General features: G+C 61.4%; 17 protein-coding genes and 1 tRNA gene. 10 read left to right on the forward strand and 8 right to left on the reverse strand.

What is annotated here, in order from left to right:
• Window positions 1–10: 10 nt before the first annotated feature.
• The gene (locus AC1RT6_RS06850) at window positions 11–949 is read left to right on the forward strand and encodes a LysR family transcriptional regulator (protein ID WP_079445792.1); all 939 of its coding nucleotides are present in this window, start codon (window positions 11–13) and stop codon (window positions 947–949) included.
• Window positions 950–990: 41 nt separating this feature from the next.
• Window positions 991–1845, forward strand: a complete 855-nt coding sequence (locus AC1RT6_RS06855; RefSeq protein ID WP_079445753.1) for a DUF1499 domain-containing protein — start codon at window positions 991–993, stop codon at window positions 1843–1845.
• Between the two features lie 3 nt (window positions 1846–1848).
• Here the strand turns inward: AC1RT6_RS06855 and AC1RT6_RS06860 are convergent, their stop codons facing one another.
• The 8 genes from AC1RT6_RS06860 to mnmA form a co-directional block, all read right to left on the reverse strand.
• Window positions 1849–2766 carry an MBL fold metallo-hydrolase gene (locus AC1RT6_RS06860; RefSeq protein ID WP_079445752.1) on the reverse strand — a complete coding sequence of 306 codons (918 nt, stop codon included), beginning with the start codon at window positions 2764–2766 and terminating at the stop codon, window positions 1849–1851.
• Between the two features lie 235 nt (window positions 2767–3001).
• Window positions 3002–4216: an acyl-CoA dehydrogenase gene (locus AC1RT6_RS06865; RefSeq protein ID WP_079445751.1), complete on the reverse strand. Its 1215-nt coding sequence runs from the start codon at window positions 4214–4216 to the stop codon at window positions 3002–3004.
• An 84-nt stretch (window positions 4217–4300) separates the two neighbouring features.
• Window positions 4301–5377 carry a 3,4-dihydroxy-2-butanone-4-phosphate synthase gene (gene ribB, locus AC1RT6_RS06870; protein WP_079445791.1) on the reverse strand — a complete coding sequence of 359 codons (1077 nt, stop codon included), beginning with the start codon at window positions 5375–5377 and terminating at the stop codon, window positions 4301–4303.
• A gap of 136 nt (window positions 5378–5513) precedes the next feature.
• Entirely contained in the window at window positions 5514–7241 is a 1728-nt protein-coding gene (locus AC1RT6_RS06875) for a cation:proton antiporter (protein ID WP_493029339.1), read from the reverse strand.
• A 212-nt stretch (window positions 7242–7453) separates the two neighbouring features.
• A tRNA-Met gene (locus AC1RT6_RS06880) sits at window positions 7454–7530 on the reverse strand.
• Window positions 7531–7635: 105 nt separating this feature from the next.
• The gene (locus AC1RT6_RS06885) at window positions 7636–7977 is read right to left on the reverse strand and encodes a hypothetical protein (protein ID WP_079445749.1); all 342 of its coding nucleotides are present in this window, start codon (window positions 7975–7977) and stop codon (window positions 7636–7638) included.
• Between the two features lie 48 nt (window positions 7978–8025).
• Entirely contained in the window at window positions 8026–8664 is a 639-nt protein-coding gene (locus AC1RT6_RS06890; protein ID WP_079445748.1) for a class I SAM-dependent methyltransferase, read from the reverse strand.
• A 21-nt stretch (window positions 8665–8685) separates the two neighbouring features.
• Window positions 8686–9888 carry a tRNA 2-thiouridine(34) synthase MnmA gene (gene mnmA, locus AC1RT6_RS06895; RefSeq protein WP_079445747.1) on the reverse strand — a complete coding sequence of 401 codons (1203 nt, stop codon included), beginning with the start codon at window positions 9886–9888 and terminating at the stop codon, window positions 8686–8688.
• A gap of 327 nt (window positions 9889–10215) precedes the next feature.
• Here mnmA and AC1RT6_RS06900 point away from each other — a divergent pair, with 327 nt between their 5' ends.
• From AC1RT6_RS06900 to flbD, 8 genes are all read left to right on the forward strand, one after another.
• Window positions 10216–11796, forward strand: coding sequence for a flagellar hook-length control protein FliK (locus tag AC1RT6_RS06900; RefSeq protein WP_079445746.1), 1581 nt, complete (start codon window positions 10216–10218; stop codon window positions 11794–11796).
• Window positions 11797–11807: 11 nt separating this feature from the next.
• The gene (locus tag AC1RT6_RS06905) at window positions 11808–12500 is read left to right on the forward strand and encodes a flagellar hook assembly protein FlgD (RefSeq protein ID WP_079445745.1); all 693 of its coding nucleotides are present in this window, start codon (window positions 11808–11810) and stop codon (window positions 12498–12500) included.
• 181 nt (window positions 12501–12681) lie between these two features.
• A complete protein-coding gene (gene sciP, locus AC1RT6_RS06910; RefSeq protein ID WP_002714638.1) occupies window positions 12682–12957 on the forward strand; it encodes a CtrA inhibitor SciP in 276 nt (91 codons plus the stop codon).
• Between the two features lie 171 nt (window positions 12958–13128).
• Entirely contained in the window at window positions 13129–14751 is a 1623-nt protein-coding gene (gene fliF / locus AC1RT6_RS06915) for a flagellar basal-body MS-ring/collar protein FliF (RefSeq protein WP_079445744.1), read from the forward strand.
• A 6-nt stretch (window positions 14752–14757) separates the two neighbouring features.
• On the forward strand, window positions 14758–15849 hold the full coding sequence (fliG, locus tag AC1RT6_RS06920; RefSeq protein WP_079445743.1) for a flagellar motor switch protein FliG: 1092 nt from the start codon (window positions 14758–14760) through the stop codon (window positions 15847–15849).
• A complete protein-coding gene (locus AC1RT6_RS06925; RefSeq protein ID WP_079445742.1) occupies window positions 15849–16478 on the forward strand; it encodes a FliH/SctL family protein in 630 nt (209 codons plus the stop codon). The genes fliG and AC1RT6_RS06925 overlap by 1 nt, the downstream gene beginning before the upstream one ends.
• A 14-nt stretch (window positions 16479–16492) precedes the next feature.
• Window positions 16493–16843 carry a flagellar motor switch protein FliN gene (gene fliN, locus AC1RT6_RS06930; RefSeq protein WP_079445741.1) on the forward strand — a complete coding sequence of 117 codons (351 nt, stop codon included), beginning with the start codon at window positions 16493–16495 and terminating at the stop codon, window positions 16841–16843.
• Between the two features lie 43 nt (window positions 16844–16886).
• Window positions 16887–18266: a sigma-54-dependent transcriptional regulator FlbD gene (flbD, locus tag AC1RT6_RS06935; protein WP_079445740.1), complete on the forward strand. Its 1380-nt coding sequence runs from the start codon at window positions 16887–16889 to the stop codon at window positions 18264–18266.
• The last annotated feature ends 94 nt before the right edge of the window (window positions 18267–18360 follow it).

Raw genomic sequence — 18360 nt, forward strand, 5'->3', positions numbered from 1 at the left:
TGAGACGATGATGCAGGATCTCAACGATCTGTATTTCTTCGTTCAGGTGGTCGATCATGGCGGTTTTGCCGCCGCCGCCCGCGCGCTGGGGATGCCGCGTTCGCGATTGAGCCGCCGCATCGCAATGCTGGAGGACAGGCTCGGGGTGCGGTTGATCCAGCGTTCGACCCGGCGCTTCAGCGTCACCGAGATCGGGCAGGACTACTATCGGCATTGCGTCGCTATGCTGGTGGAAGCCGATGCGGCGCAGGAACTGATCGAGCGCTCGCGCAGCAAACCGCAAGGTATCGTTCGCGTGAGTTGTCCGCCGCCGCTTCTGTATTTCCAGGTCGGCGAGATGATCGCCCGCTTCATGGCCGAGTGTCCGGACGTTGCGGTGCATCTCGAAAGCACGCCGCGCCGTGTCGACTTGATCGCCGATGGTATCGACATCGCGCTACGCGTGCGTTTTCCGCCACTCGAAAACAACGATCTGGTGATGCGGGTATTGGCCGAGAGCACGCAGCGGCTGGTGGCGGCGCCGATACTGTTAAAGGGACTGAGCCACCCGCTTGTTCCCGCCGATCTTCCCAAACTTCCAAGCATCGGCTGGGGACCGCCTCACCAGCATCATGAATGGTGCCTCGACGGCCCTGACGAAGCCACTGCGCTGATCCCCTACACACCACGCCTCATCACCGAGGACATGGTGGCACTGCGTTTCGCGGCCCTGCGCGGCATCGGCGTCGGACAATTTCCGGCCATGGTAGTAGAAGCCGACCTCGACAATGGCACGCTGGTCGACGTGCTGCCGCAATGGCGTCCGCGCGCCGGCATCGTCCATGCGGTGTTCTCGTCGCGACGCGGATTGTTGCCCTCGGTACGGGCGCTGCTGGACTTTCTGGCCGCAGAGTTCGCCACTTTGACGGAAGCGAACAGCAGCGTTTCTTCAAGGAAGCAAATAAGGTAGGTGATCCACGCAACCCGTCCCCGCCGAAACCGGACGCTCCGATGGCCCGCAGGTTTTCCGCACGCTATCAATCCGAACCGTTCTCCGCGCTGGCTACCTGGGCGCGGCGACTTGCGGTGTTCTCAGCGGTCGCGACGCTGGTGTCCATTGTAGCCGTAAGGTTCGGTATCCTCGAGAGCAAGCCCGCGCTCGCGACCTTGTTAGGCGCTCTGGCCTGCGCCGGGCTGTCGATCCTGGTGGCGTTCGCAGGCCTTGTAGCGCTATGGCGGAATGGCTCACGCGGCATAGGCCGTATCCTGACAGCGCTGCTACTGAACGTGCTCATTCTCGCCTATCCGGCATACCTCGCCGTGAAATATCGCAACCTGCCGCCGATCCACGATATCACCACCGATCCGATCAACCCGCCTCACTTCGACGCGCTGGCGCGGCTGCGCGGTACCGACGGCGCCAACTCCGCAGTCTACACCGGTCTTTATTCTGCCGAACAGCAGCGCGTGGCCTATCCCGCGATCGAGCCGGTGGAGCTGGATCTGACGGCCCAGCATGCCTTCGATATCGTCCGGCGGCTCGTCGCGCGGCGCAAATGGCTGGTGATCGATGAACGCCCGCCGCAGCTGCCGCGGCAGCCCGGCCATATCGAGGCCGTGGCGAAAACGCCAGTCATGGGGTTCCGCGAAGACGTGGTGATCCGCATCATGCCGACCGAGGACGGGTCGCGCGTCGATATCCGCTCCTCGTCGCGTTATTTCGAGCACGATCTCGGCAGCAACGCCGCGCGTGTTAGCAGTCTGATCGACGACATCAACACCGCTGCCGAAAACATTGTCGAGAAACCGGTGAAGGAGCCGCCCGTGCCGGTCAAGCCTCCCGGAAAGGGAGCGGTCAAGCGATAAGGCTCACGCCAGCCGGTAGCGTCCACCGATGACGGGATCACCATTCGTGAGCACAAGGCCCCGCGCCACCAGATCTTCCAGATGCGCCAGCACCGAATAGCCGGCGGCGCCGGACAGCCTGGAATCAAGGCCGATATAGATGGCGCGGACCAGGGTCGGAATATCGGCCTCGCCTTTCGCCAGCCGATGCAGGATCGAGGCTTCGCGCGCCCGGCGATGCCGCGCCAGATGCCGCACGAAACGTGGCCCATCCCGAATCTCGGGGCCATGACCGGAGAAATACAGTTGCTCGTCGCGCTGCGAGAGCTTCTCGAGCGAGGCCATATAGTCGATCATCGACCCGTCCGGCGGCGCGACGATCGAGGTGGACCAGCCCATGACATGGTCACCAACGAAAAGGATTCCGCGTTCCTTCCATGCAAACGCCATATGGTTCGCGGTATGTCCGGGCGCGCTCACCGCTTCCAGCGCCCATTCATCGCTGGTCGCGGCGTCGCCATCACGAAGCCTAACGTCGGGACTAAAGTCGCGATCGGCGCCGAACTCCGGATTGTGTTTTTCGTTTTCAAACCGTGGCCGCGAAGCACGATGCGGTCCCTCCGCATAAACTGCCGCGCCGGTAGCCGCCCTGACGCGCGCGGCATTCGATGAATGATCCTTGTGGGTGTGGGTGACGAAGATGTGCGTCACAGTCTCGCCTCTCACCGCGTCGAGCAACGCTTTCGCATGAGCCTCACTATCCGGTCCGGGATCGATGATCGCAACCTTGCCGCGGCCGACGATGTAGCTCACCGTTCCTGTGAAGGTGAAAGGACTCGGATTATTGCAAAGCAAGCGACGGACCCCGGGCACGACTTCCTCGGCGACGCCCGGCTTCAGCGGAAAGTCACGGTTGAAGGGAATGTCTTCGGTGTCGGACATGAACTAACCCAAGCCGTCATTGTCGGATTAGAGCCTTTCCCCTGATGGCATCAGAAGCGAAGCTCTAGATTGTTGTTTTAACGCGTTTCTTCACGCGAACCCACTTCGCTCCGAAAGCGCCATGAATCCGGCAATCCAACCTTCTTCAAAGATGGATACCCGGGCCACCTGCGCGGAGACGCGCTTCGCGCTTCTGCCCGGGCATGAGGGCTTCGAGTTGCGCGACGATACGCCTCTAAGAAAACGCCGGGATTCCGGTGATGGCGCGGCCAAGGACCAGCGCATGGACGTCGTGGGTGCCTTCATAAGTATTGACGGTTTCAAGGTTGGCGGCGTGACGCATCACGTGATATTCGATCTGAACTCCGTTGGCGCCGTGCATATCGCGCGCCATCCGCGCGATATCGAGCGCCTTGCCGCAATTGTTGCGTTTGACGATGGAGATCATCTCCGGCGCCATCTTGCCCTCGTCCATCAAACGGCCGACGCGCAGGCTGCCCTGAAGCCCGAGCGCGATGTCAGTCTGCATATCCGCGAGCTTCTTCTGCACCAATTGCGTAGCCGCCAGCGGACGGCCGAACTGCTTTCGCTCGAGCACGTATGTTCGCGCGCGATCCATACAGTCTTCCGCCGCGCCCATAACGCCCCATGATATGCCGTAGCGCGCGCGGTTCAGGCAGCCGAACGGACCTTTCAGTCCGGACACGTTCGGCAACAGGTTCTCTTCCGGCACGACCACGCCATCCATCACGATCTCGCCGGTAGCCGACGCCCGCAAACTGAGCTTGCCGTCGATCTTCGGGGCGGATAGGCCCTTCGCGCCCTTTTCGAGCACGAAGCCGCGGACTTGGTTGTCGTGCGCCGACGACTTGGCCCAAACAACGAACACATCCGCGATCGGTGCGTTGGAAATCCACGTCTTCGAACCAGTCAGCCGATAGCCGTCCGACACTTTCTCGGCGCGGGTTTTCATGCCGCCGGGATCGGAACCGGCATCCGGTTCGGTCAGACCGAAACAACCGACCCATTCGCCGGTCGCAAGCTTCGGCAAATATCTTTTGCGCTGATTCTCGTCGCCATAAGCATAGATCGGATACATCACCAATGATGACTGCACCGAGTTCATCGAGCGGTAACCCGAGTCCACACGCTCGATCTCCCGCGCGACGAGGCCATAGGCGACGTAGCTGGCATTGGCACAACCATACTCTTGCGGAAGTGTGATACCGTTCAGGCCAAGCTCGCCCATCTCATTGAAGATCTCGCGATCGGTCTTCTCCTCCTGATAGGCCCTGACGATACGCGGCTGCAGCTTGTCCTGCGCATAGGCGCGCGCGGTGTCGCGGATCATGCGTTCGTCTTCGGTCAGCTGATCGTCCAGCCTGAACGGATCGTCCCACTGGAAACTGACCGGCACGGGTTTGTCCTTGCCTTGCGGACGAACACTCATGACAATCCTTTCACGTCGTTCCGGATACCGCTGCCGGCAAAGCCGCGATCATGAGTATATCCTAATTCGACGCTGCAACCACAGTCAGCTTTCCAGATGCTCGTTCGAAACGATCTCGATGCCGAAACCGGAGAGCCCCTTGTAGTCGTAGGCCGACGAGGTCAGATGCCGGATCGACGTCACGCCGAGATCGCGCAGAATCTGCGCGCCGACGCCGACCTCTCGCCACTGTCTGTTGCGATCAGCTTCCGCTGACCTGTCTTCAGGAAGCGGCGCCACCGGCACCCCCGCGGCACCGTCTCGCAGATAGACCAGCACGCCGCGGCCGGCCTTCCTGAAGTGTTCGAGCACGGCCTCCATGCGTTTCGGCCCGGCGAAAATGTCGCGTACAATATTGGATTTGTGGAAACGGGTCAGGACGTTCTGGCCGTCGCCGACACCGTTATAGACAAACGCGACATGGGCTATCGTATCGAACGGCGAGCGGTAAGCGTAGCCTTGCAGCAGCCCGATCGGGCTGTCGATCGCAAATTCCGAAACCCGCTCAATCAGTTTCTCTCGCGCCTGACGATACGCGATGATATCGGCGATGGTCACATGCCTGAGCCCGTTCGCAGCAGCAAACTGCGCCACCTGCTCGCCTTTCATCACCGTGCCGTCGTCGTTCATCAGTTCGCTGATGACCCCGACCGGGGGCAGGCCCGCCAACTTGCAAAGATCGACCGCCGCCTCGGTATGGCCGGCGCGCAGCAGGACGCCGCCGTTGCGTGCGATCAGAGGGAAGACGTGGCCGGGCCGGGCAAAGTCGCTGGCACCGGCGTTCGGATTGGCAAGCGCCCGGCAACAGGAGGCACGCGCCTCGGCCGAAATGCCGGTGCCGCCGTCCGGCTTGTAATCAATCGAGACGGTAAAAGCCGTTGTATGATTGGACTCGTTATGCGCGACCATCGGATCAAGCCGCAGCCGTTGCGCATCCTCCGTGGTGATCGGCGCGCAAACGATGCCGGACGTGTGCCGTATAACAAACGCCATTTTCTCCGCGGTGCAGAGCGAGGCTGCGACGATCAGATCACCCTCCCCCTCACGGTCCTCATCGTCAGTGACGACGACGATTTCGCCATTGGCAAAAGCCTGGAGGACTTCCGGTATCCGATGGGGCATGGTCTGCGCGTTCCCGTTTGACGGAAGTTCGTATGACGCAGAGCGGGCGGCGGTGCAACCGACGGCGTCCGGAAAAGCGGTCACACGATCATGCCATCATATATGATCCGGCATGGTGAGTTCGGTACCGGATCAACTACGGCAGTACCTCCCGACGCCCTTCCAGAATCGCGTCGGTCTCGGCGCGCTTGTCGGCCAACAACCCGTTTTCGGCGGCTTCAATCGCCGCAAACAACTCTTGCGCGTCGGTCAGCCGAGTCACCGTCACGTAGTCCGCGCCGGCGGCATATTGATCCTCGACGTCCGACAACCGGTCCGCCGTCGAGATGATCTTTGCGGTCGGGTTCAGCGAACGAACGTGGCGGACAAGCTTTTCATTATTGGCACCCTTGAGCAGCGAATCCGGCACGCTCAGAATGATGATCTCGGCGCTGCCGACCCCGGCATGGACGAGCGTATCCACGTTGCTGATGTCACCATAAGTGACATGCAGGCCGCGAGCCGAGAGGGTACTGAACACCACCGGATTAAAGTCGACCACTCCGATCTGGTCCAGCATCGACTCGTCCCGGCATTCGATCTCGCTCAGCAGTGCGCTGGCGGCACGGAAGAATCCGAGAATGACAATGCGTCGCGGCTCACCGTGTCCTGCGCCATGCCCACCCTCCCCCGCCTGGAGGCGGTCGAGATCGCGAAGGCCGATCCGTTTCAGGAACATGATGCCGTACCGAGAGAGCTGGTCGCTTCGACCGATAGCGAACGTACTCAACACCGCCAGCACCACGAACGCGAACGACGCTGCGCTCGCGGTCTCGCTTTGGATATGTCCCGCAATCAGCCCGGTTTGAATTACGACAAGCGAGAACTCGCTGATCTGCGCCAGATTGATGGCCGGCAGAAGGCTGGCTCGCAATCCCTGCTTCATCAGATACAGTGGCAGGAAAGTCGTGCTGAGACGACTTACCACGGTAAAGGCCGCGATCACCAGCGCGAGCCCAATCACGGATCCGTTCGGAATCGGAATAGTCATGCCCAGCGCGACGAAGAACAGCGTGATGAAGAAATCGCGCAACGTCGTCACCTTTGCGGTGACTTCGAGCGCGTAGGGAAAAGTTGAGAGCGAGACCCCGGCCACCAGCGAGCCCATCTCGCGCGACAGATGCAATTGTTCAGCGATTTCGCCGATCAGAAAGCACCACGCGAGCGCGCCGAGCAGCACCAGCTCGGGGCGGCGTGCGATCTGATGAAACAGGTAAGGCAGTACATAGCGGCTGAGGATCAGCGCAGTCGCGACTAACGTGCCGGCCCGTGCGATCGACAGCAGCACGATGGTAATGTGAAGATCGTCGAGACTAGGCTGGACCGCCAGGAACAGGATCGCGAAGACATCCTGAAGCACCAGCACACCAAGCGTGATACGGCCCGGCAGTGTGTCGAGCTCGTGTTTTTCATAGAGCACTTTGACGATGATGACTGTACTCGAGAGCGCGCATGCGACACAGAGATAAAGCGCATCGAACCCACCGACATCGATGGGCAGACCGATTGCCATGAAAAACAATACGCCCAGAATGCAGCCGCCGAGGAGCTGTCCGCCGCCGGCGATCAGGATCACCGGCCCGGCGCGCATGATCTTCTTCAGATCGATTTCCAGGCCGATCATGAAAAGCATGAAGATCAGGCCGAGTTCGGAAATGGTCCGGATCGACTCCTGCGATTTGACCCATTCCATCCCGAATGGACCAATGAAGAATCCGGCCAGCAGATAAGCCAGAATCAACGGTTGCCGGGAAAAATGAGCGGCCAACCCAAGACCCCAGGCAAACAGGATGCAAAGCGTGATGTCGCCAATAAGTTCGTGCATTCCCCTCAGCCGGTCATATATTTCAAACGCTCAAGCAAGATGCGCGGGTGCCGCCGACTTCGTCGATGCCCGAGGCGCGCTCGCCCCTCGCGCAATCCGGAGGAGACTTTGCCGACATCCGCTTGCCCGCTCGCAACTCGGCATCAGATCAGCTTTTCGTTTTACAACGGGGAACGCTTGATCGCTTGATCCGGGATATATGTGAAAGAGAGTGGTAGCGAGGGAGGGACTCGAACCCCCGACCCCAGGATTATGATTCCCGTGCTCTAACCAGCTGAGCTACCTCGCCGCAGTGTCCATCAACGATGCCGTGAACGCGCGGCATATAAAAAGCCGCTCGAGGGCCTGTCAAGCAAAGCCGCAACAAGCGCCCCGACTTATCGATGAATGGTGCTTATTTGGGCCGCACGGTCGGATCGCCGCCAGGGCTGCCGGGCGGGGGAATCACCGGCGTATTGCCGCCTTCCGGGGTCGGCGCGCGGATTTCCGGATCGACCCCCGCAGGCGGACATAGCACGCCATCGGATTTCGCAAGCTTCTCGCCCAGTGGCTGCTTTTGCTCGCCCGCCGCCGTTCCGTTCTGCGCGGGTATATTGTGAGGGGAGCAAGTGGGGGAATTGGGAGACGGAGGCGGCGTTGCCGTCGTGCCGGGCGGGGAAGCCGCCGTCGGTGGCGCCTGCGCAGCAGCAATATCGGCGAACGCAAAAAGGGCAACCAACAGGGAGGCGATCTTCATTCGCATGAAACGGCAACGAATGGCCGCAGCGGATGTTCCGCGGTACGATCAGGATTTTCGATAGCGGATCAGCGAAAAATGTCCCATCGGCCGCATCGGGCGACGCTCGAAGAGCGTCACGCCGCCATGCTTGGCAGCCCAGTTAACGAGACGCGCCCACGGGAACTCGGGGCGCCAGCCGAGCCGCCGGGCCAAGGGCGAAAAGCCCAGTTCGAACAAGCGGCGCGGCCCGCGCTCCGCGCCAATATGGTTGACCAGAATCAGTTCGCCGCCCGGCTTCAGCACCCGGACAAAATCATCGAGCGTCGCTTCGGGGTCGGGCACCGCCGTGATGACAAACTGCGCCACCACCGCGTCAAAAAACGAATCGGAAAAAGCGAGGTTCTTGGCGTCCATCACCGCCAGCGTTTCGACGTTGGTGAGGTTAAGAGACCGCACCCGCTGCTGCGCCTTGCGCAGCATCGGTTCAGAAAGGTCCACGCCATACAGTTTCGTCGTGGATGCATAATCCGACAGCGACAGTCCGGTGCCGACGCCGACATCAAGGATACGTCCACCGATTGCGTTGGCAATTTCGATCGTGGATTGACGGCCAGGATCGAACACCTTGCCGAACACCAGATCATAAACCGGTGCCCAGAGGCCATAGGCCCTGGCAACGCCCGCGCGGTCGATGTCGTTGCCCATGCTTCCCGCGCGTCCCGGACTCTACCCGCGCAATTCGGCGGCAAAGGGTTGCGCTGGCGCACTGTTCTGCGCGGCGGCTTCGTTTGCACGCTGCGCCATGGCCCGTGCGATGAATCCCCCGCCGAGCACACGCGCCTGCCCTTCCGGCCCGTCGTAGAACACACAGGCCTGACCAGGCGACACGCCCTCCTCGCCGGCCACGAGTTCGACCTCATAGCAGCCGTCAACAACGCGCAGCCACGCCGGCTGAGGTTTACGAGTCGAGCGCACCCGCACGAAGAGTTCAAGTCCACCACCGATGGCGCGGTCGAGCGCGCCATCGCCGATCCAGTTGACATCGCGCAGCACGATGCGATGCATTTTCAGCGCTTCGCGCGGTCCCACCACCACGCGCCGGTTCGCTGCATCAAGACTCAGGACGTAAAGCGGCGCGCCGGAGGCGATGCCAAGACCGCGGCGCTGTCCCACCGTGAAATGCACGATACCCTCGTGATGACCGATGACGTGCCCGCCGAGATCGACGATATCGCCGGGCTCCATCGCGTTCGGCTTCAACTGACTGATGATATCGGTGTAGCGACCGGTCGGCACGAAACAGATATCCTGGCTGTCATGCTTGTCGGCAACCGATAGACCAAAACGCCGCGCCAATTCGCGGGTCTGCGACTTTGTCATATCACCCAGCGGAAAACGTAGAAAATCGAGCTGCTCCCTCGTGGTGGCGAACAGGAAATAGCTTTGGTCGCGGTCCGCGTCCGCCGCGCAGAGCAGCGCGCGCGATCCACCGGGCAAACGGCGCGAGGCAACGTAATGGCCTGTCGCCAATGCCGCAGCGCCAAGCTCGCGCGCAGTCGTCAACAGATCACGGAATTTGACTAAGCGGTTGCACTCGATGCAAGGCACCGGCGTCTCGCCCGACGCATAGCTGTCAGCAAAATTCTCGATCACGGTTTCGCGGAAGCGGCTCTCATAGTCCAGCACGTAATGCGGAACGCCGAGGCGCTCCGCAACGTTTCGCGCGTCATGAATGTCCTGACCGGCGCAGCAGGCGCCCTTGCGATGGGTCGCAGCGCCATGATCGTAAAGCTGCAGGGTTATTCCGACGACATCGTATCCCTCGGACTTCAACAGCGCGGCCGTCACAGACGAGTCGACGCCGCCCGACATGGCGACCACGACCCGGGTGTCCTGAGGACGGCCTTCCAAATCCAGACTGTTGAGCATTGATCCCGTCAATTCATGAGACCGTGCAAGATCACATCCGCCTTGCGAATCGGAAACTTTCTCGGTGTTCACGGGCGGAATTCCGCCCGTTGAAGCAAACCAAAAGACCAGCCTTTAATATAGTCCGTATTCCTGCGAGGCAATCACGGCCGGACGACGACAGCAGACGGCAAATCTTGCCGCCGGGCAGAAAAGAGCGACCCGAATCGGCGGGTTCAGCCGCCAACCCGTTCTATAACTCATTGGCTATCATCATCATTTTCTCACCCGGACGATGGCCCGGTCCTTGCTGCTTGCCTCAACGTCTCTATCCTCAAGAGGTTGCCTGTGCTTAGCGTAACGACGGAAGCCGCCCCCAATGTGTCTTTCCAAAGCGCGCAGCCGAGTTCTCAGCGCGCCGACCGGTCGTCCGAAGATGCTTTCGGAACTCTGGTCGATGCCAGCGCGCAAGGCTCACATACCGCGGTCGCGCAGTCGTCGAATTCGCGCGATCCGTTCAATATACGTCCCAATATTCCCCATCCGGACCGCGTCAAGCCGGAATCGGGCGACTCTCGGGCAAAGTCCGCCCGGCCACCACAGGCCGATTCGGGGGAGGCCGACAGGAATATTTGGCAATCCGCCCCCGGCGCAAAGGTATCGAGCGGCGCACACCGCCACGAGACCCAACACGATGATCCCGAAATCGCGTCGACCGGAAACGCTTCTGACACCATGCAGGCGTTTTCGGACACGACCGTCCCCGGCGCCTCACCGGATCCGGTCGCAACGCCGCCAGCCGCAGCCATCCCGGTTACGGTGCCTGTCGCGGGAGCCCCCGCTGAATTAGCCACCCAACCGGTTCGCAGCGCCGCGGAACTACCGTTGGCGCAGCAAACCAGCGCAATGACGACATCGCCTGCGAATGCGGGTTTCAATCCGGCCCTCGCAACCGATACAGCGGCGGTCACAGCTGCCATCCTTCAAGAGCCAATCCTTCAAGAGACACCGAACACTGAACAGGTTGCGCAGACAGCCGCGATGCAGACCGGGAGTGCCTTAGCGGCGGCAGTGGCCAAGACAGCATCTGGCGCCACGAAGGCGACCGTAAGGACGCTCGACAATGCGCCGTCGGGCAGAACAGCAGCATCGATCTCCACGGGGATCCAGCCCGGACCGGAAGCGTCGGACTTAACAACGCCGTCGGCAGCCAGCGGCAATCCCTCGTCGCCCGAGGCCAAGCTCCCCGATCACAAGCATGATGCCGCCGCCACCGCCGGTACGAAGACCGCCGCATCCGATACCGGAACGCCCGAAACGCAACCGGGAGCAGCAATGCCGCAGCATCCCGCCCAGGCGGCCGACGCCGCCGCCGTCGCTCCGCAGCCGCAAGCCGGTCAGGTCGAAGGTCAGAGCATCAATAACGCCATTGCGCAGCCGCCGATCCAATCCAACACTGCAACCCCGGCGACGCCACAGTACAATGTCGCGGTGGTTACCGGCGCGGCCGTGCCACTGAACGGGCTTGCGGTCCAGATCGCAGTCACGGCCCTTAGCGGCAAGAGTCGCTTCGAAATCCGGCTCGACCCCGCCGATCTTGGCCGCATTGATGTTCGTCTCGATGTCGATCACCAGGGCCGCGTTACGTCGCATCTAACGGTCGAGAAGCCGGAAACGCTTGCAATGCTGCGGCAAGATGCGCCGCAGCTCCAGCGCGCGCTACAAGATGCCGGCCTGAAGACCGGCGATGGCGGTCTCCAATTCAGCCTGCGGGATCAATCCTCCCAGGAACAAAACGCGCGTGATGGCACCGGCGGCCGTCACAACCAGCGTCTGATCGTGACGGAGGAGGATATCCCGGTAGCAGCGGCCGGACGAAATTATGGCCGGGTTTTCGAATCGAATCGCGGTCTCGACATCAGGGTTTAAGGAGACGGAAAATGACGACGTCAGTGGGTTCTGCGGTTCAGCAGGTGGTATCGGGCACGACGGCGCTGCCTGCCTCCTCTCAGGGTTCGCCAGCAACATCCAACAACGCTACGTTGGCCGGCAATTTCCAAACCTTTCTCACGCTGCTGACCACGCAATTGCAGAACCAGAATCCGCTCGATCCGCTGGATACCAACCAGTTCACCCAACAACTCGTCCAGTTCGCGGGCGTCGAGCAGCAATTGAGAACCAACGACCAGCTTTCGAACCTCGTCTCCATGCAGCAGACCACGCAGGCAACGCAGGCTCTGGACTTCGTCGGCAAGAACGCCGTGGTTGACGGCAGCACCGCCACCATGACCAACAATGCGGCGACGTGGCAACTCGGTATTCCGACGGCCTCCACCCTCACCGTCAACATCGCAAACAGCACTGGCCAGAATGTCTTCTCCGGCTCTTACGGCGTCAATGGCGGCGACAATCAGGTCTTCTCCTGGAATGGCCTCGGTAATGACGGCACTCAATGGCCAGACGGTAAATACACGCTGACCGCAACGGCTGCCGATGCGTCCGGTAATCCGGTCGCAGTCTCGACGCAGATTCAGGGGCAGGTCAATTCTGTCGATCTGACCCAGTCACCCCCTTTGCTATCGATCGGCGGCCAGACCTACACCATCAGCCAGATCAAGCGCATCCTGAACTGACGGCGGTTGGCCGATAGCAGGAACTCTTCCGCCATACTTGGCGATCCAACACTCGGCCGGGCCCTATCGGGAACGCCATTTCAAAGGAGAATCGTATTGAAGCTTAGAGCTTAGGCAAATTTTAAGCCGCAGGGCATAGGTTTGTCGGTGAGTTCAATGGTTTAGAGTTTGTGAGTACGCCATGACAGAACCGCACCGCCCGAGGGTGAAATACGTCATAGGACCCGACGGCAGTCCACTAACGATTGCGGATTTGCCGGCACCAGGAACCAAGCGCTGGGTCATTCGCCGAAAGGCCGAAGTCGTCGCCGCGGTACGTGGCGGACTCCTCTCGCTTGAGGAAGCTTGCAGCCGCTACACGCTAACTGTCGATGAATTCCTGTCGTGGCAGTTTTCGATCGACCAGCACGGCTTGGCCGGGTTGCGCACCACCCGTATTCAACAATATCGCCAATAAAAGAGCTTCTTCAGGATAGTTCGAACCCAAACCGGCATTCATTCGGATGCCGGTTTTTTACTGTTTGCAATTTCGTCACGGGTCTTAACCACCATTAACCATATCGAAACCATACCATAGGCAATATTTGCCGAGTCGGCCTTTCCAGGCCGAGTCTGAGGGGCTGGTTCGTTGCAAGGTCTGCTGGCATTTCTGAAAGGCCTGGGAGCATCCCGGCTGATGGCGATGGTCGCGGTCACCGCCGTGCTGATCGGTTTCTTCGCGTTCGTCATCATACGCGTCACGACGCCGCAGATGACGACCCTCTTCACCGATCTCAGCGTTGAGGACTCCTCCGGCATCATCAAGGATCTCGAACGTCAGGCAATTCCCTACGAGCTTCGTAACGACGGCGCCGTGATCATGGTGCCGAAGGACAAGGTCACGCGGCTGCGGATGAAGCTCGCCGAGGCGGGGCTGCCCAAGGGTGGCGGTGTCGGCTATGAGATTTTCGACAAATCGGATGCGCTTGGGACGACCAGCTTCGTCCAGAACATCAATCGTCTGCGCGCACTGGAAGGCGAACTCGCACGCACCATCCGCGCGATCGACCGCATTCAGGACGCCCGCGTCCATCTGGTGCTGCCCGAGCGGCCACTCTTTACGCGCGAAGCGCCTCAGCCCTCGGCTTCGATCGTGGTGCGTGTCCGCGGCGGCCTTGAACCGCAACAGATACGCGCTATCCGCCATCTTGTCGCCTCGGCCGTCAACGGACTGAAGCCGCAGCGGGTCTCCATCGTAGACGAATCCGGCCAGTTACTTGCCGACGGGTCGGCGACCGATGCCGACGGCGTAACCGGAGACGAGCGACGCAACGCCTTCGAAAACCGGATGCGTCATCAGGTCGAGGCAATCGTATCGTCAGTAGTTGGAAGTGGCCGTGCCCGCGTCGAGCTCTCCGCCGACTTCGATTACAACAAGATCACCCAGACCTCGGACAAGTTCGATCCGGAAGGCCGAGTGCTGCGATCCAGCCAGACCCGCGAGGAGTCCTCCACCACCGCGGAGAACAACGGCCAGGTCACGGTCAACAACGAACTGCCCGGCAATCAGCCATCGGACAATCCGAACCCGGCGCGCGACCAGAGCAAGAAGAGCGAAGAAACCAACAATTACGAGATTTCCCGCACCACCAAGACCGAGGTGACCGAGGTCGGCCGCGTTAACCGCATTTCGGTCGCCGTTCTCGTCGACGGCACCTATGCCAAGAATGAACAGGGTCAGACGGTCTACGCGGAACGCAGCAAGGAGCAGCTCGACCGCATCGCCACGTTGGTGCGCTCGGCTATCGGTTTCGACCAGAAGCGCGGCGATCAGGTCGAGGTCGTCAACCTCAAATTCGCCGAGCCACCCGCTGTCGTGCCGCTCAGTGAGCCGGCAGGATTGCTGGGAATGATCGCATTGACGAAGGACGACGTGATGTACGTCGTCGAACTTGCTGTCATGGCGCTGCTTGGCCTCGTGGTGGTGTTCATGGTGATCCGCCCGCTGGTCAAGCGGATCCTGGCCTCGGAGCCGGCCGCGGCCAGCGCGCAACCGGCCGCGCTCCCGGTCCCGGCCGACGCCAGCGCTCACCCAGCAGAACCAGGGCAGAATCTCATTCCCGGCAGCAACGCCACCGCGCAATTGATCGACGTGGCCCAGGTGCAGGGGCAAGTCCACGCCCAGTCGGTGCACCGGGTCGGCGAACTGGCCGAGCGCAACCCGGCCGAGACTGCGTCCATCATCCGTCAATGGCTTGCCGAACCAGCATAATCTGACATGTCAGTACCGCAAACCACGACCAACCCAAACGCCAACGACATCAACAGCGTCGTCGCCACGCTTGCGAGCCGGCAAAGCGCCCGTCCCAAGTCCAAGCCGATGAGTGGGCCAAAACGGGCGGCGGTGATGATGTTGGCGCTGGGCGAACAGTACGGCGGCAAGGTCTGGGCCATGCTGGACGATGACGAGGTGCGTGACCTGTCGCTGGCAATGTCCACCCTCGGCACGGTCGAGGCCGACGTGGTTGAGGATCTGCTACTCGAATTCGTCTCGCGGATGTCGGCGTCGGGCGCGCTCATGGGCAATTTCGATGCAACCGAGCGGCTTCTGACTCAATATCTCCCCGCCGAGCGAGTGACCGGAATCATGGATGAAATCCGGGGCCCTGCCGGTCGCAACATGTGGGAAAAGCTGTCAAACGTTCAGGAGGAAGTTCTCGCGAACTATCTCAAGAACGAATATCCGCAAACCATCGCAGTGGTGCTGTCGAAGCTGAAGCCCGAACATGCCGCACGGGTGCTGGCCATCCTCCCCGAGGACATGGCGTTCGATGTCGTCGGTCGCATGCTCAAGATGGAAGCGGTGCAGAAGGAAGTGATCGAGCGCGTCGAGCAGACGCTCCGCAGCGAATTCATGTCCAACCTGTCGCAGACCCACCGCCGCGACGCCCACGAGGTGATGGCGGAAATCTTCAACAATTTCGACCGTCAGACAGAGACCCGCTTTATCACCTCGCTGGAAGAGGATAACCGCGAGTCCGCCGAACGCATCAAGGCGCTGATGTTCACGTTCGACGATCTCGTGAAGCTCGATGCGGGTTCGGCACAGACCCTGATGCGCCACGTCGACAAGGACAAGCTCGGTATTGCGCTGAAGAGCGCCAACGAAGAGGTTCGCGCCTTCTTCATGGGCAACATGTCATCCCGTGCCGCGAAGATGCTGATGGACGACATGGCGGCGCTTGGGCCGGTCCGGCTGCGCGACGTCGACGAAGCACAGGCGCTGCTGGTCAATCTCGCCAAGGACCTTGCTGCCAAGGGCGAAATCATGCTGTCGAAAAACCGCGCCGACGACGAGCTGGTGTACTGATGAACGGTCCGGCAAAATTTCTGTTCGATACGGACTTCTCGGCTCCGCATAAATCCCGGGAGCGGGCGCCTACGGCTCTGGAAATCGCGCAGCAGATCGCGGCCGCGGAGGCCACGGCCTATAAAAAGGGCTTCGAGGCTGCGCAGCGCGAAGCCAAGGTGCAGTGCGATCACCGCGTGGCGCTGGCGATCGAGGGCAGCGCCGCGGGTATCAAGGAAATCGCCCAACGTTTCGCGGGCGTCGAAATGCGAATGGAGACCGAGGCGGTCGATGTCGCCATCGCGGTCGCGCGCAAACTGTGCAGCGAATTGATCGCAGCCGAGCAATCGGCGGAAATCATCGCGCTAGTCCGCGACTGTTTCCGGCACCTGGTGGCCACGCCGCATCTCGTGGTCCGGATCAACGATCAACTCTACGACGCAGTACGCAGTCAGATCGAGTGTATGGCGAAACAGAGCGGGTTCGCCGGACAACTCGTCATTCTCGCCGAGCCCGATGTCGCGACCGGCGACTGCAAGATCGAATGGGCCGACGGAGGGATCGTGCTGGAACGGGCGGCCATAGACGCCAAGATCGACGAACTGGTGCGCGGCTACATGACGACACGCAAATCGAACGGCACTCCCTGAGATGGTAGCGAACAATGAGCGATAACGACACCCAGGTTCCGCTTCCCGACCTCAACGCCGCCGATGCGCCGACGATCGACGACGTTGGATACAGCGAGGACGAGCAGGTCTCGCGGGTCGCCTCCGACCTTGAGGCCGTGTTCGACGTTCCGGTGCAGGTGTCCGCCGTGCTCGGCCGCTCCAAGATGGACGTCGGCGCGCTGCTCAAGCTCGGGCCCGGCAGCGTTCTGGAACTCGATCGTCGTGTCGGTGAGGCCATCGATATCTACGTCAATAACCGGCTCGTGGCGCGGGGCGAGGTGGTTCTCGTGGAGGACAAGCTCGGCGTGACCATGACCGAAATCATCAAGGCCGAGAAAGCCTGACCGCCAGCGCTGCGAGCGCTGGATACATAACAGGAGCAGATCCATGCGGCTTCTCATTGTTGGCACATTGAAGGGCCAGCTCACAACCGCCACCAAGATCGCCATGGATAATGGCGCCTCCGTCACCCACGCGGCCGGCAACGAACAGGCAATGGCCGTGCTTCGCGGCGGCAAGGGCGCTGATCTCCTGCTGATGGATGTCGGTCTCGATATCCGCGACCTCGTGATTCGACTCGAGGCGGAACATATTCATGTCCCGATCGTGGCCTGCGGCATCATCAGCGATGCGCGCGCGGCGGTCGCGGCGATCCACGCCGGGGCCAAGGAATACATCCCGCTGCCGCCGGACCCGGAACTGATCGCTGCGGTAATCGCCGCGGTGGCAAACGATTCCCGCGATCTCGTTTATCGCGACGAGGCGATGGCCAGGATCATCAAGCTGGCGCAGCAGATCGCAGGCTCCGACGCCTCGGTCATGATCACCGGCGAATCCGGGACTGGCAAAGAGGTATTGGCGCGCTATGTGCACGCGCGCTCGAACCGAGCCAGACGACCATTCATCTCGATCAACTGCGCGGCGATCCCGGAGCATCTGCTGGAATCCGAACTGTTCGGCCATGAGAAAGGCGCGTTCACCGGGGCTATCGCGCGCCGGATCGGCAAATTTGAGGAGGCCAGCGGCGGCACGCTGTTGCTCGACGAAATATCCGAAATGGACGTCCGGCTGCAGTCCAAGCTGCTGCGCGCCATCCAGGAACGCGTGATTGACCGGGTCGGCGGCACCCGGCCGGTGCCGGTGGATATCCGCATCATCGCCACCTCCAACCGCAACCTTGCGGACTCGGTGCGGCAGGGCACCTTCCGCGAGGATCTGCTGTTTCGTCTCAATGTCGTCAACCTGAAGATACCGTCCCTGCGCGAGCGTCCCGCGGACATTCTCGAACTCGCGCAGCATTTCGCCAAAAAATATGCTGCGGCCAACGGCGTGCCGGTACGTCCGATTTCGGCGGACGCGCAGCGCGTGCTGACCGCCAACCGCTGGCAGGGCAATGTCCGCGAGCTGGAAAACACCATCCACCGCGCGGTGCTGATGGCCAGTGGCGACGAAATCGGCGCCGACGCGATCCTGACGCCGGAAGGCGACCGTCTTGATCTCGCCAAGACGGCGCCGGCCGTGGCCCATGCCACGCTCGCCGCCGAGCAGGTGACACGTGCGCTGGTCGGCCGTACCGTCGCCAACGTCGAGCGCGACCTGATCCTTGAAACGCTGAAGCACTGCCTCGGCAACCGGACCCATGCCGCCAACATCCTTGGCATCTCGATCCGCACCCTGCGCAACAAGCTGAATGAATACGCCGACGATGGCGTCGCCATCACGCCTCCCGGCAACGGCGATCATCGCGCATTCGTCGCAACGGCCTGACAACCCGATTCACCGCGCGGGCAATGCGTCTTGCGCTCGCTCCGCGAATGGTTAGCTTTCGAAGATCGAGTCGCGGCATCGTTCGCCGACTTCC

This window comes from Nitrobacter sp. MLSD-S21 (assembly GCF_058809865.1).

Bases quoted from the DNA above. Each gene is read 5' to 3' on its own strand.
- AC1RT6_RS06850 (WP_079445792.1), top strand. From the start codon at position 11: ATGCAGGATCTCAACGATCTGTATTTCTTCGTTCAGGTGGTCGATCAT.
- AC1RT6_RS06855 (WP_079445753.1), top strand. From the start codon at position 991: ATGGCCCGCAGGTTTTCCGCACGCTATCAATCCGAACCGTTCTCCGCG.
- AC1RT6_RS06860 (WP_079445752.1), bottom strand. From the start codon at position 2,766: ATGTCCGACACCGAAGACATTCCCTTCAACCGTGACTTTCCGCTGAAG.
- AC1RT6_RS06865 (WP_079445751.1), bottom strand. From the start codon at position 4,216: ATGAGTGTTCGTCCGCAAGGCAAGGACAAACCCGTGCCGGTCAGTTTC.
- ribB (WP_079445791.1), bottom strand. From the start codon at position 5,377: ATGCCCCATCGGATACCGGAAGTCCTCCAGGCTTTTGCCAATGGCGAA.
- AC1RT6_RS06875 (WP_493029339.1), bottom strand. From the start codon at position 7,241: ATGCACGAACTTATTGGCGACATCACGCTTTGCATCCTGTTTGCCTGG.
- AC1RT6_RS06885 (WP_079445749.1), bottom strand. From the start codon at position 7,977: ATGAAGATCGCCTCCCTGTTGGTTGCCCTTTTTGCGTTCGCCGATATT.
- AC1RT6_RS06890 (WP_079445748.1), bottom strand. From the start codon at position 8,664: ATGGGCAACGACATCGACCGCGCGGGCGTTGCCAGGGCCTATGGCCTC.
- mnmA (WP_079445747.1), bottom strand. From the start codon at position 9,888: ATGCTCAACAGTCTGGATTTGGAAGGCCGTCCTCAGGACACCCGGGTC.
- AC1RT6_RS06905 (WP_079445745.1), top strand. From the start codon at position 11,808: ATGACGACGTCAGTGGGTTCTGCGGTTCAGCAGGTGGTATCGGGCACG.
- sciP (WP_002714638.1), top strand. From the start codon at position 12,682: ATGACAGAACCGCACCGCCCGAGGGTGAAATACGTCATAGGACCCGAC.
- fliG (WP_079445743.1), top strand. From the start codon at position 14,758: ATGTCAGTACCGCAAACCACGACCAACCCAAACGCCAACGACATCAAC.
- AC1RT6_RS06925 (WP_079445742.1), top strand. From the start codon at position 15,849: ATGAACGGTCCGGCAAAATTTCTGTTCGATACGGACTTCTCGGCTCCG.
- fliN (WP_079445741.1), top strand. From the start codon at position 16,493: ATGAGCGATAACGACACCCAGGTTCCGCTTCCCGACCTCAACGCCGCC.
- flbD (WP_079445740.1), top strand. From the start codon at position 16,887: ATGCGGCTTCTCATTGTTGGCACATTGAAGGGCCAGCTCACAACCGCC.